General features: G+C 65.8%; 15 protein-coding genes, 1 tRNA gene and 2 rRNA genes. 7 read left to right on the top strand and 11 right to left on the bottom strand.

What is annotated here, in order from left to right; genetic code table 11:
* Window positions 1-38: 38 nt before the first annotated feature.
* The 4 genes from HALDL1_02500 to HALDL1_02485 form a co-directional block, all read right to left on the bottom strand.
* Window positions 39-2,927 (bottom strand): 23S ribosomal RNA (locus tag HALDL1_02500).
* Window positions 2,928-3,318: 391 nt separating this feature from the next.
* Window positions 3,319-3,390: transfer RNA gene (locus HALDL1_02495), tRNA-Ala, on the bottom strand.
* 104 nt (window positions 3,391-3,494) lie between these two features.
* Window positions 3,495-4,971, bottom strand: a 16S ribosomal RNA gene (locus HALDL1_02490).
* The 16S and 23S rRNA genes sit together here with 1 tRNA gene alongside, the layout of an rRNA operon.
* 756 nt (window positions 4,972-5,727) lie before the next feature.
* Window positions 5,728-6,039: a nonhistone chromosomal protein gene (locus HALDL1_02485; protein ID AHG02619.1), complete on the bottom strand. Its 312-nt coding sequence runs from the start codon at window positions 6,037-6,039 to the stop codon at window positions 5,728-5,730.
* 210 nt (window positions 6,040-6,249) lie between these two features.
* Between HALDL1_02485 and HALDL1_02480 the strand changes: the two genes are divergently transcribed.
* Genes HALDL1_02480 through HALDL1_02470 form a run of 3 tightly spaced genes read left to right on the top strand, consistent with a single transcriptional unit; the run spans window position 6,250 to window position 8,050 of the window.
* Complete coding sequence (locus HALDL1_02480) at window positions 6,250-6,447, top strand: hypothetical protein (GenBank protein AHG02618.1); 198 nt, start codon at window positions 6,250-6,252, stop codon at window positions 6,445-6,447.
* 5 nt (window positions 6,448-6,452) lie between these two features.
* A complete protein-coding gene (locus HALDL1_02475) occupies window positions 6,453-7,502 on the top strand; it encodes a dihydroorotate dehydrogenase (protein AHG02617.1) in 1,050 nt (349 codons plus the stop codon).
* A 44-nt stretch (window positions 7,503-7,546) separates the two neighbouring features.
* Window positions 7,547-8,050 (top strand): GCN5 family acetyltransferase, encoded by a 504-nt coding sequence (locus tag HALDL1_02470; protein ID AHG02616.1) that lies wholly within the window; start codon window positions 7,547-7,549, stop codon window positions 8,048-8,050.
* A gap of 12 nt (window positions 8,051-8,062) precedes the next feature.
* Here HALDL1_02470 and HALDL1_02465 read toward each other — a convergent pair whose 3' ends face one another.
* From HALDL1_02465 to HALDL1_02450, 4 genes are all read right to left on the bottom strand, one after another.
* Window positions 8,063-9,772, bottom strand: a complete 1,710-nt coding sequence (locus HALDL1_02465) for a phenylalanyl-tRNA synthetase subunit beta (protein ID AHG02615.1) — start codon at window positions 9,770-9,772, stop codon at window positions 8,063-8,065.
* Window positions 9,772-11,280: a phenylalanyl-tRNA synthetase subunit alpha gene (locus tag HALDL1_02460; protein AHG02614.1), complete on the bottom strand. Its 1,509-nt coding sequence runs from the start codon at window positions 11,278-11,280 to the stop codon at window positions 9,772-9,774. Before HALDL1_02460 ends, HALDL1_02465 begins: the two co-directional genes overlap by 1 nt.
* A gap of 450 nt (window positions 11,281-11,730) precedes the next feature.
* A complete protein-coding gene (locus HALDL1_02455; GenBank protein AHG02613.1) occupies window positions 11,731-13,284 on the bottom strand; it encodes a tryptophanyl-tRNA synthetase in 1,554 nt (517 codons plus the stop codon).
* Window positions 13,285-13,288: 4 nt separating this feature from the next.
* A complete protein-coding gene (locus HALDL1_02450) occupies window positions 13,289-14,323 on the bottom strand; it encodes a tRNA splicing endonuclease (GenBank protein ID AHG02612.1) in 1,035 nt (344 codons plus the stop codon).
* Window positions 14,324-14,424: 101 nt separating this feature from the next.
* Between HALDL1_02450 and HALDL1_02445 the strand changes: the two genes are divergently transcribed.
* Window positions 14,425-15,501 carry a hypothetical protein gene (locus HALDL1_02445; protein AHG05095.1) on the top strand — a complete coding sequence of 359 codons (1,077 nt, stop codon included), beginning with the start codon at window positions 14,425-14,427 and terminating at the stop codon, window positions 15,499-15,501.
* Between the two features lie 27 nt (window positions 15,502-15,528).
* Here the strand turns inward: HALDL1_02445 and HALDL1_02440 are convergent, their stop codons facing one another.
* A complete protein-coding gene (locus HALDL1_02440; protein ID AHG02611.1) occupies window positions 15,529-16,263 on the bottom strand; it encodes a DNA topoisomerase I in 735 nt (244 codons plus the stop codon).
* A gap of 92 nt (window positions 16,264-16,355) precedes the next feature.
* On the opposite strand from HALDL1_02440, the gene HALDL1_02435 reads away from it, so the two are divergent.
* Complete coding sequence (locus tag HALDL1_02435; protein ID AHG02610.1) at window positions 16,356-17,438, top strand: hypothetical protein; 1,083 nt, start codon at window positions 16,356-16,358, stop codon at window positions 17,436-17,438.
* Between the two features lie 18 nt (window positions 17,439-17,456).
* Here HALDL1_02435 and HALDL1_02430 read toward each other — a convergent pair whose 3' ends face one another.
* On the bottom strand, window positions 17,457-19,793 hold the full coding sequence (locus HALDL1_02430) for a DEAD/DEAH box helicase (protein ID AHG02609.1): 2,337 nt from the start codon (window positions 19,791-19,793) through the stop codon (window positions 17,457-17,459).
* A gap of 163 nt (window positions 19,794-19,956) precedes the next feature.
* A complete protein-coding gene (locus HALDL1_02425; GenBank protein AHG02608.1) occupies window positions 19,957-21,348 on the bottom strand; it encodes a multidrug transporter MATE in 1,392 nt (463 codons plus the stop codon).
* A 120-nt stretch (window positions 21,349-21,468) separates the two neighbouring features.
* Between HALDL1_02425 and HALDL1_02420 the strand changes: the two genes are divergently transcribed.
* Both HALDL1_02420 and HALDL1_02415 read left to right on the top strand, forming a co-directional pair.
* Window positions 21,469-22,407 carry a lipoyl synthase gene (locus HALDL1_02420; GenBank protein ID AHG02607.1) on the top strand — a complete coding sequence of 313 codons (939 nt, stop codon included), beginning with the start codon at window positions 21,469-21,471 and terminating at the stop codon, window positions 22,405-22,407.
* A 362-nt stretch (window positions 22,408-22,769) separates the two neighbouring features.
* A complete protein-coding gene (locus tag HALDL1_02415) occupies window positions 22,770-23,885 on the top strand; it encodes a 2-oxoacid dehydrogenase (GenBank protein ID AHG02606.1) in 1,116 nt (371 codons plus the stop codon).

The raw sequence follows: 23,885 nt of genomic DNA, 5'->3' as shown, positions 1-23,885 counted from the left end.
GACTCGACCACGTATGTGGTTAAGTGCATGAGTGTGTGGCATTGGTCTGTTAGTGCTCGCGGGCTGAACGTCTCGTTGCCTCGACGCGTACACCCCGAGTCTATCGAACTCGTCTTCTACGAGTGACCTCAACGGTGCTTCTTTTCCAGGTGGGTTTCGAGCTTAGATGCATTCAGCTCTTACCCCGTGGTGCGTAGCTGCTCGGCACTTGCCCTCTCGGACAACCGATACACCAGTGGCACCCGTTCATAGTTCCTCTCGTACTATATGAACGTTCCTGTCAAGCACCAAAACACCCCCAATAGATAGCAGCCGACCTGTCTCACGACGGTCTAAACCCAGCTCACGACCTCCTTTAATAGGCGAACAACCTCACCCTTGCCCGCTTCTGCACGGGCAGGATGGAGGGAACCGACATCGAGGTAGCAAGCCACTCGGTCGATATGTGCTCTTGCGAGTGACGACTCTGTTATCCCTAAGGTAGCTTTTCTGTCAGCAATGGCCCGCATCAAGCAGGCTCATTGGTTCGCTAGACCAGGCTTTCGCCTCAGCGTCCCTCGTTGTGTAGGACACTGTCAGACTACCTTATGCTCTTGCGCTCTTCTCCGGGTCTCCGACCCGGATGAGGTAGCCTTAGGGCGCGCTCGATATCTTTTCGAGCGCGTACCGCCCCAGTCAAACTGCCCGGCTACCGGTGTCCTCCTCCCGGAGTGAGGGTCACAGTCACTAACGGGTAGTATTTCACTGATGACTCGGCGACGTGCTGGCGCACGCACCTGTGTAACGTCTCCTACCTATGCTGCACATTAGCGACCGTGTCCCAGCGACAGCCTGCAGTAAAGCTCTATAGGGTCTTCGCTTCCCCTTGGGGGTCTCCAGACTCCGCACTGGAACGTACAGTTCACCGGGCCCAACGTTGGGACAGTGAGGCTCTCGTTGATCCATTCATGCAAGCCGCTACTGAAGCGGCAAGGTACTACGCTACCTTAAGAGGGTCATAGTTACCCCCGCCGTTAACGGGTCCTTCGCCCCATTGTACTGGGTGTTCAGATACCCGCACTGGGCAGGATTCAGTGACCGTACGCGTCCTTTCGGATTTGCGGTCACCTATGTTGTTATTAGACAGTCGGAGCCTCCAAGACACTGCGACCTGCCCAATTGCTGGGCAGGCATCCCTTATCGCGAACTTACGGGACTAACTTGCCGAATTCCCTAACGTCGGTTGTTCCCGACAGACCTAGGCTTTCTCTGCCAGAGCACCTGTGTCGGATCTCGGTACGAACACCGTACTCGTCTTTTCACGGGCCCCAGATTGACTCGAGTTTCCCTATTCCGCCGTTCGTCCGCTTCCTGCCATTACGGCTTCCACGGACTTGGACGGTTCGACCGGACGAAAGTCCGGCTCAAGCTGCTCCGAGGCGTCGACTTTCACTGTACGGTGGCACTGGAATATTAACCAGTTTCCCTTTTGACCTGTTCGAATTACGGCAGGCCTTAGGATCGGCTAACCCTCGGCTGATAAGCATTGCCGAGGAACCCTTGCTCTTCTCGGTCGTCGGGATTCTAACCCGACTAACGCTGCTACTATGGCCAGGATTTTCGTTCCCATTCGGTCCACTCGAGTTCTCACCCGAGCTTCCGCCCGAACAGAATGCCAACCTACTGGATCGCGCTGTTATACGCGCCGTCAGGTCTCGGTGGTGAACTTGAGCCCCGATCATTTTGGGCGCCCCGAACCTCGGCCGGTAAGCTGTTACGCTTTTCTTGGAGGGTAGCTGCTTCTAAGCTCACCTCCCGGCTGTCTAGGGCTCGGGACCACCTTCAATCGCACTTAGCTCACACTTTGGGACCTTAACCTAACTCTGGGTTGTCTCCCTCACGGTACACAGGCTTACCCCGCATACCGGATTCCCTGCGTCGACGGCGTCCGTAGGTTCGGAGTTTGACAAGGGAGTCAACTCCTCTCGGAGTTGAACTCCCTAATCGGTCGCTCTACCCCACGAACTACCTCAGCAGAGGTCATGCTTCGACATGTTTCGGTTGGAACCAGCTGTTGCCAGGTTCGATGGGCCTTTCACCCCTACACGTAGGTCACGGGAGGGTGTTGAAAGACACCAACCCTAACAGACCTCCACATGGCTTTCGCCATGCTTCATCTTGCCCACGCGTAGATCACCTGGTTTCGGGTCGTACCCGTTTGACTCCCCGCGCTTGAACACGGCGGCCCTCGCAATGCTGCGGCCATGTCGGTTTCCCTACGCCTTCCCGGATGATCCGGTTAGACTCGCCAAACAGGTACACTCCCTGGCTCGTTTTTCAAAACGTACGACGGAACATCGGCTCCTCACAGGTCCTACTGCGGGTTTGCACCCGGATCGTTCCCAGTGAGGCCTTTTATGCCCCGTCGCTCCATCGCCACCTGATTTCAAGCTCTATTGCAACCCCCTTTGTGGGGTGCTTTTCAGCGTTCGTTCACACTACTTGTTCACTATCGGTCTCGGAGAGTACTTAGTCTTGGCAGTCGATGCCTGCCATCTTCACGAGGGATATCCAACCCCCGATACTCTGGAGCTGACGCACGCCATACTTGTCCACGTTACGGGGCTGTCACCCTGTATCGCACTCCGTTTCAGGAGATTTCACGAGAACGTTCCGGCGATGAAAGCCAGTCCGAACACCACATTGCCCGAAGGCTTCGGTTTGGACTGTGCCGCGTTCATTCGCCATTACTAACGGCGTCTCATTCGATTTCTCTTCCTGGCCGTACTAAGATGTTTCAATTCCGGCCGTTCCCTATTGCGCAAAGCAATTGTTGAAGGGATTCCCATTAGGAGATCCTGAGTTCTTCGCCTCCGTGCGGCTCCCTCAGGCTTATCGCAGCTTGGCACGTCCTTCATCGGCATCCGAGCCGAGCTATTCACCAGGTGGCACAGTAGCCACGTTGGTAGTCGACTGCAAAGCAGTCGACGAATATGGTACTCAACCACACGAGGTGGTCGAGCTGTTGGCTGCAGAGCAGCCAACGACGATGAATGTTGACTGCAGAGCAGTCAACGATGCTCACCACACAATGGGTGAGCGCTGTTGAGTCACGGATGTGACCAACAGTCGGTACTCGACCACGGTGGTCGAGTCCAGTGAGCGCCTGGATTGCACGTACACACGGTCGTCATCGCACGTCCTCATGGTGACTGAGGAGCGTACATAGACCCTTCCCATCCTCGCTCTCGCGGGACGGTGCATCAGTCTTCTCTCGGGAATCATCGTAGCCCCGTCTCCCACTTAAGGGACACGGTTCACGTTGACTCCCGAGCGGGATGGACCCACTGGGATTCGAACCCAGGGCATCCTCCTTGCAAAGGAGGCACTCTACCACTGAGCTATGGGCCCACCTCCCGGGTGGGAGGCGGTTGCGTTAGCCTTGATGGTTTGTAGGTGTCCAACTGGTCACGACGGCGTCGAAATGTGGGTTGGGGCGTCGCCCCAATCCCGTACGTTAGGAGGTGATCCAGCCGCAGATTCCCCTACGGCTACCTTGTTACGACTTAATCCCCCTTGCGGAGCCCAGATTCGACCAGCGGATGCTGGCCTCATCCGAACCCCACTCGGGTGATTTGACGGGCGGTGTGTGCAAGGAGCAGGGACGTATTCACCGCGCGCTGCTGACACGCGATTACTACCGAATCCAGCTTCATGAGGGCGAGTTTCAGCCCTCAATCCGAACTACGATCGAGTTTAGGAGATTAGCGCCTCCTCTCGGAGTGGCTTCCCATTGTCTCGACCATTGTAGCCCGCGTGTTGCCCAGCTCATTCGGGGCATACTGACCTACCGTTGCCCGTTCCTTCCTCCAGTTTGGCACTGGCAGTCCCCCTAATGTACCCAGCTACCCAAAGGGTACTGCTGGCAATTAGGAGTGCGGGTCTCGCTCGTTGCCTGACTTAACAGGACGCCTCACGGTACGAGCTGACGGCGGCCATGCACCTCCTCTCAGTAGCATCGGGTAAGGTCATCAACCTGACCGTCATTACTACTGTCGGAGCTGGTGAGATGTCCGGCGTTGAGTCCAATTAAACCGCAGGCTCCTCCGGTTGTAGTGCTCCCCCGCCAATTCCTTTAAGTTTCATCCTTGCAGACGTACTTCCCAGGCGGCCCGCTTCTCGGCTTCCCTACGGCACAGCGCAGGCTCGTAGCCTGCGCCACACCTAGCGGGCATCGTTTACAGCTAGGACTACCCGGGTATCTAATCCGGTTCGAGACCCTAGCTTTCGTCCCTCACTGTCGGATCCGTCCTCCTGAGGCGCTTTCGCCACCGGTGGTCCGTCCAGGATTACAGGATTTCACTCCTACCCCGGACGTACCCCTCAGGTCTTCCGGTCCCAAGCCAAGCAGTTTCCGCTGGACGCCTGCGCGTTGAGCGCGCAGATTTCCCAACAGACTTGCCTGGCCAGCTACGGACGCTTTAGGCCCAATAAAATCGGCCATCACTCGAGCTGCCGGTATTACCGCGGCGGCTGGCACCGGTCTTGCCCAGCTCTTATTCGTACACCACCTTACGGTGTACAAAAGTGAAGGCTCTATGCCTTCACACTCGGAGTCCCCTTATCGCACTTGCGTACAGTGTAAAGGTTTCGCGCCTGCTGCGCCCCGTAGGGCCCGGTATCTTGTCTCAGATACCGTCTCCGGGCTCTTGCTCTCACAACCCGTACCGATTATAGGCACGGTGGGCCGTTACCCCACCGTCTACCTAATCGACCGCAGCCGCATCCTGTGGCGCCGTAGCGTTTCCGGCTTCACCCATTCCAGGGGTGAAGCGTTATTGGGAATTAGCCTCAGTTTCCCGAGATTATTCCCGTCCACAGGGTAGCTTGGCCACGTGTTACTGAGCTTTCCGCTGCGGGTCTAAACCCGCACAACTAGCATGGCTAAATCGGACTCCGATAGCAATGGCCTCCGGCAGGATCAACCGGAATGTGCTGGGATAAACCCAGCGACCAGAACTAATAAGTCCTGGTTTGGCGGGAACACAAGGTGTGTTCCTAAGACCACGACACTCCGTCGTGGCCAGTTGGATGTCACCAAACCATCAAGGCTAACATCAGATTCCATCTGTACGGCGGACCGCAGGGGTGGAATCCTCATTCCTTCGGACCTGAACGTAGTTCGCAGACGGGTATAAACCCATCGAACCACACTCGGTCCGAGACGACGTTCGCATTACCTCCGACGCCCCATTATTACTTAAGGGCATCGAACCCAGCTCGTGAGAGCGAGTTCGTCGCCGAAACGGGGCAGAGGATCATGCGTCAATCGCCCGGGGGAACCGGGCGACCTCGTTGTCGTTCGCATTAATCCGAACGCCCCGTTATTACTTAAGGGCATCGAACCGGGCTCGCCAGAAGCGAGGCGGTCGACGCCGAACGGGTGCGGAGGCGTCAATCAGTGGCGTCGGGGTCACCGAGCCACCTCACGTCGTTCGCAATCTATCCGAGTGGTGGGTTACGTAAAACCCCGTCGAATCAGAGGCGCTTCGACACGCCACCGCATACCAGAAATTCGCTCGACAGCGTGGTGTCACGTGGGCGGAGGTCGGCCGGTCGTCCCGCGCGAGTGCGTGCGGTCGGGCCGAGTGGTACCCACGTGGCCCGAACTACTCGCGTCGGTGACTAAGCGCTTACGCGTCGCGAACGCGGACAAAATGTGTCTGCCGGGACCGGCGAACGCGCAGATTACTCCTCGATGTGCTCGATGCCCTGCTTGGATACGTTCGCCTTCGTGATGTCGCCAGGCATCCAGTCCGGCTTGTCGTCGGGAGCGTCTTCCTCCCACGCCCAGCCTTCGTAGATGTGGACTTTGTCCGTCCCCTTCTCGCGGAGACGGATATCCTCCCGGTCGGCCTCGTCCTCGCTGACGCCTGTGCCGTCGAGGCGACGGGCAGCCTTGAGGGCGGCCTGTCGTGGTGTGTTCCCACTGAAGACACTGGTTTCGTCACCGTTCGCCTCTCGTAGCGCGAAATTGCGCTTACCGTCCTCGCGTACCATGGTTTTCCTCCATGCCATGGCAACACAAGGCCCCATGATAAATATATCGGCGTTTGAGGCGATATATTTATGAGGTTTCCTCCGTGGTTCGGGGAAAGCGTCGGCCTACGGCCGTGATCTGGCTGGAACGCCCGCCGGAGGGGGGCGTCGCTCCCGTGGTCGAAAGAACTTAAGTATGGCCTGTGGCGAAGGACAACGTAGAAACCCGCGATGGTTCGCAAGAAGAAGCTCAGTCCGAGTGGCGCGAAAGGCGAGGACGGCGAGTATCACAACGCCCACGTCAACCTCCACGAGGACGAACTCTCCGTCGCCGGCCTCGGCATCGGCGACGAAGTGTTCGTTCGCGTCAGGGAGGACAAGATAATCATCCAGAAAGCCGACCCCGAGGACGTCGAGCACGACTTCTGAGCCGGATGTACGAGCTGCTGAAGCCGGCACTGCTTCGTCTCCCACCCGAGCGCGTTCACGACGCCACCATGGGACTGCTTCGCGTCGCCGAGCGCACAGGCATTCACCACGCGTACGCGAAGCAGTACACCGTCCACGATGAGCGACTCGCCGTCGATGCGTTCGGCCAGTCGTTCGCAAACCCGGTGGGCTTGGCCGCCGGCTTCGACAAGAACGCCGAGGCGCCGCGTGCACTCGTCGCGCTGGGCTTCGGTCACGTCGAGGTCGGCGCCGTGACGGCCGAGCGACAGCCGGGGAACCCACGGCCGCGGCTGTTCCGCCTCCCCGAGGACGAGGCGCTGGTCAACCGCATGGGGTTCAACAACCACGGCGCGGACGCTGTCGGCCGCCGCCTGGACGGGGCGACGCTCCCGGACGTCCCCCTCGGCGTGAACGTGGGGAAGTCGAAGGTCACGCCCCTGGAGGAGGCCCCCGAGGACTACCGCTACACGTACGAGCGCGTCGCAGACGCGGGAGACTACTTCGTGGTGAACGTCTCCAGCCCGAACACGCCCGGCCTCCGGGAACTCCAGAACCGGGAACAGCTGGCGGCGATTCTCGACGCGCTCCAGGACGCTGGCGCGGCGCCGCTGCTCGTGAAACTCTCCCCGGACCTCCACCGGGAGGCCGTGACGGACGCCATCGACCTGGTGAACGAACTCGGGTTGGACGGGATCGTCGCGACGAACACGACCACCGAACGTCCCGATTCCCTGCGGAGTCCGAACGCAGCGGAGGGCGGTGGCCTCTCCGGGAGACCGATTCGCGACCGTGCGACCGACCAGGTGCGCTTCGTCGCGGAGCGCACCGACCGGCCTGTCGTCGGCGTGGGCGGCGTCTTCACCGCCGAGGACGCCTACGAGAAGATCCGCGCGGGCGCCTCGGTCGTCCAGCTGTACACCGGTCTCGTCTACCGCGGGCCCTCGGTCGCACGGAGCATCAACGAGGGGCTGCTCGACTTGCTGGAGCGCGACGGCTTCGACTCCGTCGAGGACGCGGTCGGCGCAGACCTGTAGTCGCCACAGCATTTTTCGCGTTCGGTCGTGCGAGTACTGACTAGATGGCCGATTCGTTCGAGATTCGGGAGGCGGTGGCCGAGGACGCAGCCGCGATTCAAGCCGTCGCGCGTGCGTCATGGCACACGGCGTACGACGACCTGCTGGGCGAGGACACCGTCACCGAGTACGTGAACGCGTGGTTCGACCCCGAGAAGGTGGTCGCCGACGACGTCGAGCCGGCTGACCGGGACCTGTTCGTGGCCGAAGGGGCGGACGAAGTCATCGGGTTCGCGGAGACGACACTGGACGGCGACGAGACGGCGGTCCTCTACCGCATCTACGTTGCTCCCGACGCGCACGGCGACGGTGTCGGAACGGCGCTGCTGGAGCGCGCGGAGGCGGCGGCCGCTGAGCGTGGGAGGACCCGATTGCGGCTGTCGGTCGTGGCACCGAACGAGGACGCCGTCGCGTTCTACGAGGCACGGGGGTTCGAGCGCGTCGACACCGTTCGTGACGACGAGTTCGACTGCAACCGGTACCAGTACGAGAAGCGAATCGCGGCGTAGAGACGGTCGCAGTCAGCGCAGCGCGTCGAGTTCGAACTCGAAGCCGGCGACCGGCACCTCGACGTCGTGGTCGACGATGACCGCGGGGTGGAGTTCGCCGATGACCCCGACATTCTCACCGTCGACCACCACGCTCGCGGTGCGACCGTCGATGAACGAGGGGTGGTCGGTCGGCGGCGTCTCCAGGTCGACGTGGAACTCGTCGCAGAGCGCCTGCAGGCGTGCCTTCGCGTCCTCGTAGGAGGCGTCGTGGTCCGCGAGGGCGGCGGCGACGGTGCGGCGCTCGGCGACGCCTGTCTCCTCGCTGTCGTCGACGTGCGCGGCGAACCCGATCTCCGCGAGGTTCTGGGGGTACGACCGATGGGTGTTGTTCTCCAGCACGGTCGCGAGCGACGGCAGCGCCCACGTGCGGAGGATGGTGAAGTCCTCGCTGTACGGTTCGGAGATGGTCGCTGGTTCGGCGGCGCCGACGACGGAGTCGCCGGACCCGGGCGAGATCCGCATGCTCTCGAAGTTCTCGGCCTCGCTGGTCATGTTGAAGTTCAGGAGGTCCTCGAAGCCGGCGCCGACGAGGGCCTGGCGGGCGGCGGACTCGAGGCGCGACTCCTCGGTGCGGCCACCGATGGTGCTCACGTCGGGGTAGCGCGGGACGAGTTCGTTGAACCCGTACGCGCGGCCGACGTCGTCGACGACGTCCACCGGGTGGAGCACGTCGACGCGGTACGGCGGAATCTCGACGCGGTACTCCTCGCCAACCGGTTCGGCGTCCAGACCGGCGCGCTCCGCGAGGTCGACCACGTCGTCGGACGCGAGGTCGATGCCGAGCAGCGTCTCGATGCGGTCGTGGCCGACGCGCTTCTCCCGCACCTCGAAGTCCGGCCGGACGAGTTCCCGGTCGGGGTACTCGACGGTGACGTCCTCGACGGTGGCGCCGCGGGCGTCGAGCGCGTAGCAGACGATGGCGCACATCCGGTCGATGGTCCACTGGTCGGTGCCCGTCAGTTCCACGAACAGTTCGCGGGACTCGGTGGACACCTCCGTCCGGCGGCCGTTGATGACTGGCGGGAAGCTGAACAGCCCGATGTCGTCGTAGATGGCGGGGAACGACTCGTACTCGGCGAGCAGGTCGGCGTACTGCTCGCCGGTCGGGTGTTCCGTGAGCACCTCGCCGGGCGTGCGCTCGGCGTCGTCGTCGAGCGGGACGAACGTGTCCTCGTCCGGGCCGATGCCCGTGTACGTGATGGAGCGCTCGGGGCCGCCCTCGTCGGTCTGGGACTCGCCTTTCAGCATCGTCAGGTCGTGGATGCCGATGGCGCCCTTCGCGCGCTTGCGGCCCATCGTCGCGTGGAGCTTCTCCTGGAGCTGGATGAGGGAGTCGAGAGCGTCCTCGTCGAGGTCCACGCCGCGGACGACGGCGCCGGTGACGTACGGCCGTTCCTCGGGCACGTCTTCGACCTCGATGGTCCACTCGGCGCTGTTGGTGTCGGGGACGTAGACGCCCCGGGTGTCGCCGTAGTGGTAGCGGAGGCTGCGCGCGATGCCCTCCACGGAGAGGCGATCGAGGCGGTCGGCCTCGAACTCCAGTTTGAACTCGCCGTCCTCGGTCTCGCCCTCGTACTCGATGCCGAGGCCGAAGAGGTCGTCCTTGAGTTCGTCGTCGCTCTTCCCGGTGTGGCCGGTGAGCGTGCGGAGTTCGTCGGGGTCGACGTCGACGACGGGCATCAGTACACCACCTCCGCGTCCCGCAGGAATTCGAGGTCACACAGCGTCCCGTGGACGTCCCGGATGTCCTCGAAGCCAGTGACAAGCATCAGTAGTCGCTCGAGGGCGAGCCCCCACGCCATCACGTCGGCCTCCACACCCAGGGGTTCGAGCATCTCCGGCCGGAAGATGCCGGAGTTCCCGATCTCGATGAGTTCACCGGTCTCCGGGTGTCGGCCGAACAGTTCGAAGCTGGGCTCCGTGTAGGGGTTGTACGTCGGCTTGAATTCGAGGTCGGTGATACCGAACTGGCTGTAGAACTCCCGGAACGTCCCCATCAGGTCCCGAACCGAGAGGTCCTCGGCCATCACCCAGCCCTCGATCTGGAAGAACTCCAGGAGGTGGGTGGCGTCCAGCGTGTCGTTCCGGTAGGCCTTCTCGACGCTGAAGTAGCGCTGCGGGGGCTCGATATCCTCGCCGGCGACGCCGGAGAGGTAGCGAGCGGTGAGGCTCGTCGTGTGCCCGCGGAGCGCGAGCGCACGCGCGAAGTCCTCGTCCCACGGCGAGTGGTAGCCGTCGCCGTCCGGCCCGACGCCCTCGCGGTGTGCGCGCTCGACGCGGTCGACGAGGTCCGCGGGCAGGTCCTCGATCTTCTCGGGGTTCGACAGCGCGAAGCGGTCCCAGTGGTTGCGCGCCGGGTGGTCCTGGGGCATGAACAGACAGTCGTTGATGTAGAAGTCCGCGTCGACGTGCGGCCCTTCCATCTCCTGGAACCCCATCCCGACCAGCACTTCCTCGACGCGCTCGGCTGCCTGCCGGAGCACGTGGACCTTCCCCGGCGTGTGTTCGGCGGCGTCGGCCTCCACGTTGTAGTCGGCGAACTCGGCGTCCCGCCAGTCGCCCGACGCGAGCAGCTCGGGCGTGAGCTGGCCCACCGCGTCGCTGGCCTCGACGCCCGCCATCAGTTCCGTGACGCCCGCCTCGGTCAACTGGACGGAGCGGACGGTGCGCTCGCGGCGCACCACGAGGTCGCGGCGCTCGAGCTGGTCGAGCGGGGCGTCCCCGGGGACCGATTCGTCGTCGGCGAGCGCGCGGAGCGCCACTGCTTCGGCGTCGTCCTCGGGGTCGGCGCTCGGGTCTGCGGCGAGCGCGCCCGATTCGATGGCGCCGTACCCCTTCCGGGCGTAGTTCGAGAGCGCGATGTCCACCTGCGGGCCCTCGAGGCCCGACGCGCCGATGACCTGGCCCATCTGGACGGGTTCGTCGTCGGCGCCCGCGTCGAGGGCGGCCTCGTACAGGCGCACCTCGGGGAGGCCCGTGTCGGCGTACTCGCGGCCCTCGTCGGTCAGTTCGACCTCGTCGGCTGTCTCCTCGGTGACGTCCACGAGGCCGGCGTCCGCGAGTTCGAACGCCGCGCCCGTGACCGTCTCCGGCGGTTCACCGAGGTCAGCCGCGAGGTCGTCGATTCGTCGTGGCTCGTCGGCGCTCGCCGCTTCGAGCACCGCGGCCTGCTGTGCTGGCAGTTTCATTGTGCGTAGGCGTGTGTGGCAGTCAGTTATCCGTTCCGAACCGAGCCCGAACGGGCGGGTTCAGCCGCGGCGAGGTTCCCACCCCGCTGCGGCCTCCACCTACCCGCTCAGGCGAAGAAGAAGCCGAACCCCGGAGCAGCGGCTCGCTCGTGGGTCACACATCCGGCGTAGGGTTCGGACGCCATGTGCGAGAGCATGGCACGGCCGAGTAAAAGCGTTGTGTCACCCGGCGACTCCCGTGCATCAGCCTGTTCGCACCCAGTCAGCCGATGCCGGTCGGACAACTACCACGGATGGGACTGGAAGGGGCGGTCGTCTCGACGACGGCGGGCGATGCAAGCATGCGAGCGAAGCGAGCGCGCGCAGCGAGACCCCCGAGTCGAGACGACCGGGGCTTTCGAGGAAAATCCCAGGCGTGCACCGCAATGAGAGGTGAACGACCAGAACAGCCTACGGTCGCTGGGAGTCCAGCACGACGTCCAGGTCGTCGAGCACCTCGCGGGCTTCCTCGCGTTTCTCCTGGTGGTCGGCGAGGAACTCCTCCATCAGCTGGGCGGCCTCCTCCTTGCAGTCCCCACAGAGCCGTTCGCCGCCGACGCACTCGTCGTAGACGCGCTCGGCGAACTCGTCGTCGTCGCCAGCGAGCAGGTAGGCGTACAGTTCGTAGACGGGGCAGTCGTCGGCCTCGCCGCCGAGTTCTCGCTGCTTCTCCGCGGTCTCGCGGCCGCCCGTCGTCGCGGACTTCACCTTGTCGTAGCCCGCCTCGGGGTCGTCGAGCAGGCTGATGTGGCTCGCCGGAACCGAGGAGGACATCTTCCCGCCAGTGAGCCCGGTCATGAAGCGGTGGTAGACCGAGGACGGCGGCACGAAGCCGTAGCCGCCGTGGTCGACCTCGACCCCGAGCGCGAGGTCCTCGGCGGTCTCGTGGTCCATCTCGAAGGCGTCGACGTGCCCCTCGAAGACGCGCTTCTCGCCGGCGATCGCGTCGATGAGCGCCTCGAAGGCCTCGTCGGTGGCCTGCCGGTCGAAGAAGCGCACGCGGGGGCGCAGCGGCTCCATCCCGGCGTTCTCCAGTTTCTCGACGACCGAGTCGACCGTCTCACCGTCGAACTCCCCCGCCACCGCGCTGTCGCGGAGCCAGTCGGCGGCCTCCGTGCAGCGCGGCGAGTCGGCGTCCTCGGCGTACTGCTCGCGGGCGTCGTAGGCGGCGGCGACCAGCGGGCGCTCGTCGTCGTCGAACGCGACGCTCGCGTACGCCTCGGTCACCTTGAAAAATCGCGTGCGCTCCGCGATGTCGCGGGCGAGGCGCATGTGGGGGTCCTGGTCGGGGCCGACCGGGATGACCGTGGGTTTCGGCTCGCTGAGTTGCGGGTAGAGGATGTCCGCCATCTGGGTGACGACGCTCTGCATGTGGGAGACGTCAGTCTCGCCGTCGAAGCCGTAGATGGCCTCGAACTCCGAGAAGTTCGCCTCCGCACCGAGTTCGAACGCGAGGTCCTGAAGTTCGCGGTTCGCGGACTGCCGGTAGAGCGTTCCCTCGTCGGCGTCGAAACCGAGCGCGAGGAGCGAGAGGAGGTAGTCCTCGGCGTGGTCGTCGATCTCGTCCCACGTCAGTCCGCGGGCGGCGTGGGCCTCGAGGTCCGCGATGAGCGCGTAGGTGTCGGCGCCCTGCTGCTGGTGCCAGATGAGCTCGTCGAACACCATCTTGTGGCCGATGTGGGGGTCGCCCGTCGGCATGAACCCGGAGAGCGCGGCGAACGGCTCGTCGTCGCGCATCGCCTCCAGAACGGGGCGGTAGTCGCGGTGGCCGAAGATGATGGCCCGCCGCATCAGGAAGTGGGGGTCGGGCACCTCGTCGATGACGTCCTCGAATGACTCGATGCCGAACTCCTCGAAGAGCTTGCGGTAGTCGGAGACCGTCGAGGAGCCCCACGGGTCGAGCGCGACGCTGTCCGCGCCCGGCGCGGCCTCGCCGGCGTCCGTGTCGTCGTCTGTGTCAGTCATAGTATCAGGGAGTGAGTCGGCTCACGGCGAGCCACCGAATCGTGTCCTCACTGGCGGACTCCAGCGCAAAAACCATTCGCTTCCGGACCCCGTGGGCGAGGCGCACGTCCAGGGAGAGGTCCCGCGGCGCGAACTCGTGGTCGGCGGGCAGCGTCCGCACGAGCAGCTCGGAGTGCCCGAGTTCGTCGACGGACTCGACGTCAGCGTAGACGCGGAAGTCGGCGCCGAACTTGAAGCCGGTCTTGGGCACCATACCGCGGTCCCGGAACGCGCGGTAGACGCGGAGGCGGCGGTCGAAGCGCTCGCCCTCGACGGCCCGCCCGCGCTCGACAATCTGCTCGACGCCCGCGCCGTCCCCGAGGACGAGCGCGCCCGACGCAGCGAGGTAGGCGGCCTCGAGCAGCGATAGCTGGAGCGCGTCGTACTCCGCGGCGCGCCCACCGAGGGGCTGGCCGTAGAACCCCCGGTCGTGGAGTTCCGCTGGCGGGTCCCAGACGAGCACGCGGGTCTCCAGCAGCACGCCCTCGACGTCGGTCGGCGGGTCGAACTCCGTCTCGCCCGCCGGCTCGGTCGCCGCCACGTCGAGGTACGTTATCTCGCTCTCCTCGTCGACCACCGCGAGCACGACGTCCGCGAGGCCCGCACTCGGGACGACGGTGCGCTCGTCAACCACGCGGACGCGGTGTTTCACCTCGCCGTCGTCCGGCCCCTTCCCGCGGGGGAACACGACGAAGTCGCCGTCGCCGGGGTCGTGCCACCACGGTTCGCGGTCGGGCGCGAGGTAGAACCCGCGGTCCCGGAGGTCCGCGTAGACGAGGAAGCGCGCACCGAACCCGGGTTCGCGGTCGGCGAGGAACGTCCGGAAGTCCATCCCGTCGATCGACGCCAGGTCGCCCCGGAACAGCAGATGAGCGGCCTCGACGTTGGACAGCGCGACGTCGTTGCCGTCGAGCGGGTGGCCGTAGCCGCGCGCGTCGTGGAAGCGCTGGCGAGCGTCGCCCCCCACCCTGACGCCGTCGTCGGTCGTCTGTCCATCCATGTCACGAGGTGGCGCCCCGTCCGGCATAGGCGCGTCGGTCGCGGCCGCAGTGTCGAACGTTAGGGCGGAGACATTTCCCGGCGGAACACGATTGTGAGGGCATGAAGTTCGAGTCTCCGGAAGGAACGCGGACGGTCCTCTGGGTCGTCGTCGTCCTAGTGCTCGCGCTGTTGCTGTGGCAGGGGCTGCGGACCGTCCTCGGGGCGTTCGCCTTTGGGCTGTTCATCTACTACGCGACGCGGCGACTCGAGCGCCACCTCGAAGACATCTTCGACCACGCCTCCGTGGCGACGTTCCTCACCCTGCTGGCGTTCGTCGTCCCGGCGCTTCTCGTGGCCGCCTACGCGGCGGCGGTGGCGCTCGGCGAACTGGCGACCCTCTCGAACGGCGGGTTCCCGTGGCTGTCCGAGGCCCTCGATGCGGCCAACATCGAGGACCCCCAGGCGTTCTACGAGTCGATACGCGCGGACCCGGTGAGCGCGCTCGACGAGCGCACGAGACAGCTGCTCATCGCCGCGCTGGGGTCGGCGGGCGTCATCGCCGGCGAGACGTTCGCCGTCGTCGTCCGCGTCTTCCTGGCGTTCGCGTTCGCGTTCTACCTCCTGCGGGACGACTACCGACTCGGCGACTGGGTCCGGGAGACGTTCGGCCGGGACAGCGAGGCCGTGACGGTCCTCGAGCGGGCGGACGACGACCTGGAGACGGTGTTCGTGGGGAACGTCATCACCATCGGCGTCGTCGGCGTGCTCGCCATCACCACCTACCTCGTGCTGGACTTCCTCGCGCCCGCGGGAACGGGCGTCCCCTACCCGTTCCTGTTCGGGATGCTCACGGGGCTGGCGACGCTCGTCCCCGCCATCGGCATTCAGATCGTCTACTACCCGCTGGCGGGCGCCATCTTCGTGCTCGCCTGGACCTCGAACGGGCCGCTGTGGTTCGCGCCCGTCTTCCTCGTCGTGTCGGCGCTCATCGTCGACGTGCTCCCGGACCTCGTGCTCCGGCCGTACCTCTCCTCGGGGCGCCTCCACATGGGACTCATCATGTTCGCGTACGTCCTCGGCGCGCTCACCTTCGGGTGGGCGGGCGTGTTCCTCGGCCCCATCCTGCTCGTCGTCGCGCTCAACGTCGGCGAGGAGGTGGTCCCCGACCTCGTCGAGGCCGCCCAGGTGCGGCGGTGACGCGGGGTTCGCGCCTCGCGGTCGAGCTCACGCCGACTGCAGCGCCGCCGTGCACTCGGCGTCGAGACACCGCGAGCCGTCGCCGGTGTCGAACGCGGGGAGGCCACAATCACACGCCCCGTCTGCGCTGCCCCGCGGGAGGCGGTGGCGCTCGCCGCAGTCCTCGCAGACGGCGTGGAGGCCGCGGTTCGTCTCGATACCGAGTGGCTCGCCGCAGCGGCAGGTCCACTCGCCGTCGACGACCTCCCTGACCGCGGCCGCGATGGGACGGCAGTCCCGGTCGAGACAGGCCGTCACCTCGACGCCGCGGGCCACGCGCAGCAGGGGGAGCCCGCAGTCCGGACAGGTCTCGCCGGTGACGGCGGCGTCCCGGGGGATGGGGTAGTCCGCGCGGCAGTCCACGCAGACCACGCGGCCGCCGTCCCGGACGAGCGTGCCCTCGCACTCACAGGACCCGACGGGCGGGCCGGCGGGCGAGGCGGGGTAGTGGGCGTCGCCGTGTTCGGTCGCGCTCTCGACGACGAGGCGCTCGTCGCCGTCGGCGGCGTCGAGGCGGAACCCGCGGGCGTCGCGGGTGTAGCGGACGACGCCCGGGCGAGTGAGCCAGGCCGCCGGCTGGTAGCCGTCGGCGTCGTGGACGAGGACGGTGTCGTCGGGTTTCACGATGACGACCACGTCGCCGCGGAGGTTGCGTTCCGTCTCGCCGCCCACTTCGTAGCGCACGGCACACTCGCCTGCGAGCACGCGGATGGCGTCCTGCATGGGCCGGGTTGGTCGCGCTCTCGTACTTGAACTTCGGGCCCACGACGGGTTACTGCCCCGACGCTTTTCCAGCGGTAGACCCAATTAGAACCATGGACCTCCCGCGAGAGGAGTCGTGGCGCACCGTCGGCTGGATCCTCGTCATTCTCGCCCTGGTCTTCTTCCTCGTCACTGTGGTCGAGCCGGTGTTCGGGGCGCTCGTCTTCGCCGTCTGGGTGTACTACGCGATGCGGCAGGTGTACGCCTGGCTGGAGGACCGAACCGAGCACCCCAACGTCGCGGTCACGGCCACCCTGCTGGTGGTGTTGCTCCCGGTGTTGCTCATCGTCGGCTACGCGGCGTGGACCGCGTTCAAGGAGATCAGCGACATCCTCACGCACGCGCAACTGGAGCAGTACAGGCCGCTGTTGCAGCCGTACATCGACCTGGCGCAGTCCAGTCCAGAGGCCCTCTTCGAGCGGATACGGCAGAACCCACAGGAGGTGTTCGACCAGCAGCTCCGGAACCTGTTGTCCGGGGCGCTCGGCCGGGTCACGACCGCCGCTGGCCTCGTGTTCTTCATCGGCGTCCGGGTGTTCCTGATGCTGGTGTTCCTCTTCTACCTGCTGCGCGACGACCACAAACTGGCCGGCTGGTTCCGGGAGAGCGTCGGCGAGGACGCCCTCGTGGTGTCCGTCCTAGAGGACGCCGACGACCACCTCGAGACCCTCTTCGTCGGGAACTTCATCAGCATCGTGGCCCTGGGCACGATAGCGCTCGTCGTCTACAACGGCATGGACCTCATCGCCCCCCAGGACGTCTCCGTGCCGTACCCCTTCCTGCTCGGTCTCCTCACCGGCGTCGGCACCATCGTTCCCGGCATCGGTATCAAGGTCGTCTACTACCCGCTGGCGGCGTACCTCTTCGTCGTCACGTACTTCACCGGCGGTCCACTCTGGTTCCCAATCACCTTCCTCGTGCTCACGCAGGTGCTCGTCGACATCGTCCCCGACATCTTCCTGCGGTCGTACTTCTCCGCGGGCGACCTGAACATGGGGCTGGTGATGCTCGCGTACGTCATCGGGTCCATCGCCTTCGGCTGGTGGGGCGTCTTCTTCGGACCCATCATGCTCATCGTCGTCGTCGTCGTCAGCCGGCAGGTGTTCCCGGTCGTCGCCAAGGAGTTCCGGTCGTAGCGGTGAGCGACGGCCGCCCTACTCGACGCGCACGGTACGCGTGTCTGTGACGGGGAGCAGCGGTAATTCCGAGAAGGAGACGGTTACCTCGAACTCGAGGGCGTCTGCGTTCGCCCCGAAGACGCCGACGGGCGCGCGCAGCGCGTCGTCGAGGTAGCCCGAGCGCTCGGTCATCTCGACGCCGTTGACGGTGACGCGGACGCCCGCGGCCGCGCCGCCGCCGCTGTTGCGCACGACAACCTCGCACATCTCGTTCTCGCCGACGGCGATGCTGTCGGGGAAGTCCCCCCAGTCCACCGTGACAGCGGGCATCCCCCTGGCCTGCTCGTAGACGCTCTCGGCGACGCCGGCGGAGAGGCCCGCGTCCACGAGGCCGTCGACGCCCGCCTCGCAGACGTCCGCGGGGGTGTCGATGCCCTCGTCGTGGAGTTTGTGCGCGCGGCCGGCGGCCACCCCGTCGAGGGCGGTGAGGCCCACCGCGACCTCTGGCACGCCGTTGTCGATGCGGGCCTCGAGGCGGGCCGCGACGTTCGCGCCGTGGGGGTCGTCGTAGCGCTCGAAGAACGCGCCGAGCGCGGCGAGCAGGCGAAGCGCGTTCTGCCGGATGACCCAGGCGTCCGAGCGCAGTTCGCCCGGGACGCTGCCGTCCATGCTCCCGCGCAGGATGGCGTACACCTTTCGCGGGCCGGACTCCATCTCCTCGCCCGTGGCGCCCAGTACACGGTCGATGGCGTCGCGCTCGGACTGTCTCGCACTCACACTGTCGAACTCGCCAGCGTTGGCGACGGCGCGCAAGATACTGTCGGCGTCCGCCGCCTCGTCGGCGACCTCGCGGAACTCGCGGGCGGTGTCGAGGCGGAGGTAGTACGTCGAGGCGAGCACGCCGAGTCGCGTGGCCGACAGGCCGAGGTCCTCGTCGGTCTCGACGAACCCGTCCGCGACGAGCGAGTCGAGGGTGTCCCGGACGCGCTCCCGGAGATTCGGGAAGTCGTACTGCTCCGGCGCGGACTGCGCGCGCTGGTAGTAGAACGTGGTCTCCAGCCAGTCCATCACGTCGCCGAGGCCGCGGATGGTGCCCATCGCTATCTCGGCGTTGAGGTGTTCCGCGAGGCTGCCCGCGAGGCGGGACTCGATCTCCTTGCCCTCCTCGAGGAGCGCGCGGTACTTGTCGGCGTCAGAGTCGTCACAGACCACCCAGCCGTAGCCGACGTCGTCGTAGCCGGGGCGGCCCGCCCGTCCGAGCATCTGGAGGACGTCGAGCGGGCTCATGTCCACCTCGCCCTCCAGGGGGTCGTGGAGCTTCGTGTCCCGGATGACGACGCACCTGGCGGGGAGGTTCACGCCCCACGCGAGCGTCGACGTCGAGAAGAGGACGCGTATCTTCCCCTCGCGGAACCACCGCTCGACGAGGTTCTTGTCGTGGGTCGAGAGGCCGGCGTGGTGGAACGCGACGCCGTCGAGCACGCTCTTCCGGAGCGTCGAGTTGTCGAGGTCCTCGGCCTCGGTGTGGAACTCGTAGTCCCCACGGGAGCTGACCGGGATGTCGCGCTCGCCGATCTCGTCCCTGGTCTTCTTCGCCGCCTGTACGGTGTCCTGCCGCGAGGAGACGAAGACGAGCGCCTGCCCGTCCTCACGGAGGTGTGGCTCCGCGAGGTCCAGGGCGGTGAACAGCCGGCGGTATTTGTCCGCGAACGGGTTGTCGCCGTGGGTGTACGTCCGTACGCCCGCGTGCAGGTCCACGGGGCGGTACTCGTCGCCGAACTCGAAGGTGGTCTCGGGGGTGGCGTCGAGCCACGCCGCGACGTCGCCGATGTTCGGCATCGTCGCCGACAGCGCGACCACGCGCGGGTCGCAGAGCCGGCGGAGCCGCGAGACCACGACCTCCAGGACGCTCCCGCGCTTCTCCGAGTCCAGCAGGTGAACCTCGTCGATGACCACGCAGTCGACGTCCGTCACGAACGAGTAGCGCGGCGAGTCGTGTTTCCGGGTCGCGGAGTCGGCCTTCTCCGGTGTCATCACGAGAACGTCCGCGCGTTCGGCGCGCCGCGGGTTCAGGTCGCGCTCGCCCGTGACGACGTACACCGAGTAGCCGAGTTCCTCGAAGCGGTCCCACTCCGCCTCCTTCTCGTTGGTGAGCGCGCGCAGCGGCGCGACGAACAGCGCCGTGCCGCCGGCCTCGAGGGTCTGGCAGATGGCGAGTTCCGCGAGCGCGGTCTTCCCCGAACCGGTGGGCGCCGACGCCACGACGTTGGCGTCCGACTCCAGCAGCGCGGGGACCGCCTCGCGTTGCATCTCGTTGAACTCGTCGAAGGGGAACGCCTCGGCGAACTGTGGAACGACCTCGGCAACCTCCATCAGGGCGTGGGAAGAGGGCCGCTCGGATAGGCGTTTCTAGTGCGCCGCGTGGCCGACCGTAGGGAGGCCACGTTCCGAGCGAGCGGTGAACGAAGTGAACCGCGAGCCGCGCTGTCCGACGACTGGAGGACAACGGAACGCTCGAACGGCGACAGCGAACTGGTCAGTCCGCCGCGGCCGTCGACGCTGCCCGCTCCAGCAGACCTTGGTCCGTCGAGTACCAGAAGTAGAGACCGAGGCCGAGGGCCGCCGCGACGTTCGATATCGTGACGCCCCAGAACGCCGCGAGCACGCCGTAGTTGAAGACGAACACGCCGGCCGCCGCGATGGGGAGGCGAACGGCCCAGTACTGGACGAGCGTCGCGTACATGCTGACGCTCGTTCGACTCGCGCCGTTGAACCCGGATTCGAGCGTGTAGATGGCGCCGAGCGCCCAGTAGCCGACCGCGAGAATCTGGAGGTAGTCGACGGTGAGACCGAACGCCTCCTCGCCGAGGGCGGGGGCGAACGTCTCCGCGATGAGCGTGGGGAACAGCCACTGCAGGACGCCGAGTCCGAGCAGCGCGACGACCACGAACCCGGTGCTGAGCCACGTCGCCCGGCTCGCACGACCGGGCCGGTCGGCGCCGAGGTTCTGGCCGACAACCGTGGTGGCGGCACCGGCGAGGCCACCCGCGGGCACGAACGCGAGCGTCGCGAGCTGGGCGCCGACGTTGTAGGCGGCGAGCGCTGCCGTCGACCCGGCGATGGAGATGATAGCGACCATGCCGAGGCGGGCGGCCTGCCGGCCGACGCTCTGCATCGCGACCGGGGCGCCGACCGAGAGGATGTCCCGAAGGACGTCCGCCCTGACGGCCAGCGCGTCACGCGAGACGGAGAACTGGCGGCGGCCGCTCGCCGCGATGGCGACGGCGAGCACCGCGCTGACCGTGAGACCGGTGACGCTGGCGACGGCGGCGCCGAACACCCCCCACTCGGGGAACGGTCCGTAGCCGAAGATGAGGAGCGGGTCGAGGACGACGTTGACGACGATGCTCGTGGCGTTCAGCGCGAACGCCGTTCCCGAGTCCCCCCAGCCGATGAACCCGCCTTCAAGGCCGTCGCTGACGGCCATCGGCACGTAGGCGAAGACGTACGTCGAGAGGTACGTGACCGCGTACGCGTAGGTCTCTCCGTCCGCGCCGAGCAGGTCGACGACCGACGGCGCAGCGAGGACCGTCGCGCCCGCAATCACGAGTGCGACCAGTGGGCCGAGGAGCGCCGCCTGGACGGGGATGCGGGTGGCGCGCCGGCGTTCGTCCGCGCCGACGCTCTGAGAGGTCAGTATCTGGCCACCCTTGTAGACGAGCAGTACGGGCAGGACGAGGAGGCCGGTCACCGGGATGACCAGGCCGACCGCGGCGACGGCCGACTCGTTCAGTCTGCCGAGCCAGAAGATGTCCACGACCGAACCGAGGGCGACGACGACCTGCTGGGCCACCAGGGGAGCGGCGAGGATGGCGAGCGCCCGCGACAGCGACCCCTCGGTGATCTCCTCGCTCGAAACGTCGAACATTATTTCTAGCGTTCGGAGATTAATACACTCCCCCTCCTATTTAACATATGGGATGGAGGTCGACCGAACAGAGGTGTCCCAATCCGCATCGTTTTAGCAGTGGCCGCCAAACGGGTGGGTATGAGCGGTCGGCGCAAGCCGGACTGGCTGAAGATGCGGCCGCCGTCCGGCGAACGGTTCACCGACATCAAGGAGACGCTCCGGGAGCACGACCTCCACACGGTCTGCGAGGAGGCGTCCTGTCCGAACCTCGGGGAGTGCTGGAGCGGCCGCAACGGCCCGGGCACCGCGACGTTCATGCTGATGGGCCACCGGTGCTCGCGGGGCTGCAACTTCTGCGACGTGGAAACCGGCGGCATGGAACCCCTGGACCCCGACGAACCCGCGAACGTCGCGGAATCCGTCGCGAAAATCGGGCTGGATTACGTCGTGCTCACGTCGGTGGACCGCGACGACCTCGACGACCAGGGCGCCGGCCACTTCGCCCAGACCATCCGGGAGATCAAGGACCGGGACCCCGGCATCCTCGTCGAGGTCCTCATCCCGGACTTCCAGGGCGAGGAGCGACTCGTCCGGAAGATCATCGACGCCGGCCCGGACGTCATCGCGCACAACGTCGAGACCGTCGAGCGCCGCCAGTTTCCGGTGCGGGACCGCCGCGCGGGCTACGAGCAGTCCCTCTCGGTGCTCGACCAGGTGGACCGCGAGTCCGACATCTACACGAAGACCAGCCTGATGCTCGGCGTCGGCGAGTACGACCACGAGGTGTACCAGACGCTCGGCGACCTCCGCGAGGTGGGCGTCGACGTGGTGACCCTCGGCCAGTATCTCCAGCCGTCGCGCACCCACCTCGACGTCGCGGACTACGTCCACCCCCAGAAGTTCGAGACGTGGCGCCGCGTCGCCGAGGCGGAGTTCGACTTCCTCTACTGTGCCTCCGGCCCGATGGTGCGGTCGTCGTACAAGGCCGGCGAACTGTTCGTCGACGCCGTGCTCCGGGAGGGCAAGAGCGTGGAGGCCGCCCGGGAGGAGGCGCGGCGACGGAGCGCGTCCGACTAGGCGCGTGGACGAGCGCAGCGAGTCCACGAACTGAACGAACGGTGAACGTACGTGAGCCGTGAGGCACGCGGCCGAGTGGAACGAGGCCGCGGAACGAACGAGCGCGGAGCAATGCACGAGTCGCGTGGACGCCGACTAGGGCCAGCCGACTGAACGTGCGTCCAGCTAACGGACACCCCCAGAACAGTTTATTCTATTTCGTCCAGTATACCCGATTTTGCCGTTCGTTCGTCCACCTATAAGGCAGCGTGGTGGACGCTAGTAACGAAAATCTACGCCTGAGCAGTGCTCCGAAGCGGACGTTACGAAAACCATATGGTCGCACGGGTTGACCTTGCGAACATGTCAGGACGGGGGTACCCGTGACTGAGACCGTTCACCGAGCGCCCGACGACATGGTTCGGGTGATCGACGAGAACGGCGAGGTCGTCGACGACGCGGAGGTGCCGGACCTCACGGACGACGAGCTCGTCGAGATGTATCGCAACATGAAACTGGCGAGACGGTTCGACGAGCGTGCCGTCAGCCTCCAGCGCCAGGGCCGCATCGGGACCTACCCACCGCTCTCCGGCCAGGAGGGCGCCCAGATTGGCTCCGCGATGGCGCTCGCCGAGGACGACTGGACCGTCCCGAGTTACCGCGAACACGGCGCGGGGCTGGTTCGCGGGCTGCCACTGAAGCAGACGCTGCTGTTCTGGATGGGCCACGAGGCGGGCAACCGCATCCCCGAGGACGCGAACATCTTCACCGTCGCGGTGCCCATCGCCTCCCAGATTCCCCACGCCACGGGACTGGCGTGGGCGTCGAAGCTCCGCGACGAGCAGGACAAGGCGTTCCTCTGTTACTTCGGCGACGGTGCGACCAGCGAGGGCGACTTCCACGAGGGACTGAACTTCGCGGGCGTCTTCGACACGCCGAACGTCTTCTTCTGCAACAACAACCAGTGGGCCATCTCGGTGCCGCGGGAGCGACAGACGGCCTCTAAGACGCTCGCCCAGAAGGCTCAGGCGTACGGCTTCGAGGGCGTGCAGGTCGACGGGATGGACCCGCTCGCGGTGTACAAGGTGACGAAAGCTGCCGTCGAGAAGGCCAAGGACCCCGAGGAGGGCGACCTTCGCCCAACGCTCATCGAGGCGGTGCAGTACCGCTTCGGCGCGCACACCACGGCGGACGACCCGTCGGTCTACCGGGACGAGGAGGAGGTCGAGAAGTGGCTCGCGAAGGACCCGCTCCCGCGCATGGAGAAGTTCCTGAAGCGCACCGACCGACTCACCGACGAGGACGTCGAGCAGATAGAGGCGGACATCGAGGACGACGTCGCGGACGCCATCGCGGCGGCCGAGGAGACGCCGCGACCGGACCCCGTAGAGATGTTCCAGAACGTCTACGCGGAGATGCCCAAGCGTCTCGAACAGCAACTCGAGTGGTTCCAGTCCATTCGGGACGAACACGGCGACGACGCGCTACTGGAGGACTAA

Origin of the sequence: Halobacterium sp. DL1 (genome assembly GCA_000230955.3) — an archaeon.
In the GTDB taxonomy this organism is placed as follows: domain Archaea; phylum Halobacteriota; class Halobacteria; order Halobacteriales; family Halobacteriaceae; genus Halobacterium.
Note: the sequence above shows the minus strand (reverse complement) of the source record. Positions and strands in the feature narration are given on the sequence as shown.

Coding starts and splice junctions, on each gene's coding strand:
- HALDL1_02445 (AHG05095.1), top strand. CDS start 14,425: ATGAAGTTCGAGTCTCCGGAAGGAACGCGGACGGTCCTCTGGGTCGTC.
- HALDL1_02485 (AHG02619.1), bottom strand. CDS start 6,039: ATGGTACGCGAGGACGGTAAGCGCAATTTCGCGCTACGAGAGGCGAAC.
- HALDL1_02425 (AHG02608.1), bottom strand. CDS start 21,348: ATGTTCGACGTTTCGAGCGAGGAGATCACCGAGGGGTCGCTGTCGCGG.
- HALDL1_02435 (AHG02610.1), top strand. CDS start 16,356: ATGGACCTCCCGCGAGAGGAGTCGTGGCGCACCGTCGGCTGGATCCTC.
- HALDL1_02470 (AHG02616.1), top strand. CDS start 7,547: ATGGCCGATTCGTTCGAGATTCGGGAGGCGGTGGCCGAGGACGCAGCC.
- HALDL1_02465 (AHG02615.1), bottom strand. CDS start 9,772: ATGCCCGTCGTCGACGTCGACCCCGACGAACTCCGCACGCTCACCGGC.
- HALDL1_02450 (AHG02612.1), bottom strand. CDS start 14,323: ATGGATGGACAGACGACCGACGACGGCGTCAGGGTGGGGGGCGACGCT.
- HALDL1_02455 (AHG02613.1), bottom strand. CDS start 13,284: ATGACTGACACAGACGACGACACGGACGCCGGCGAGGCCGCGCCGGGC.
- HALDL1_02440 (AHG02611.1), bottom strand. CDS start 16,263: ATGCAGGACGCCATCCGCGTGCTCGCAGGCGAGTGTGCCGTGCGCTAC.
- HALDL1_02460 (AHG02614.1), bottom strand. CDS start 11,280: ATGAAACTGCCAGCACAGCAGGCCGCGGTGCTCGAAGCGGCGAGCGCC.
- HALDL1_02475 (AHG02617.1), top strand. CDS start 6,453: ATGTACGAGCTGCTGAAGCCGGCACTGCTTCGTCTCCCACCCGAGCGC.
- HALDL1_02420 (AHG02607.1), top strand. CDS start 21,469: ATGAGCGGTCGGCGCAAGCCGGACTGGCTGAAGATGCGGCCGCCGTCC.
- HALDL1_02480 (AHG02618.1), top strand. CDS start 6,250: ATGGTTCGCAAGAAGAAGCTCAGTCCGAGTGGCGCGAAAGGCGAGGAC.
- HALDL1_02430 (AHG02609.1), bottom strand. CDS start 19,793: ATGGAGGTTGCCGAGGTCGTTCCACAGTTCGCCGAGGCGTTCCCCTTC.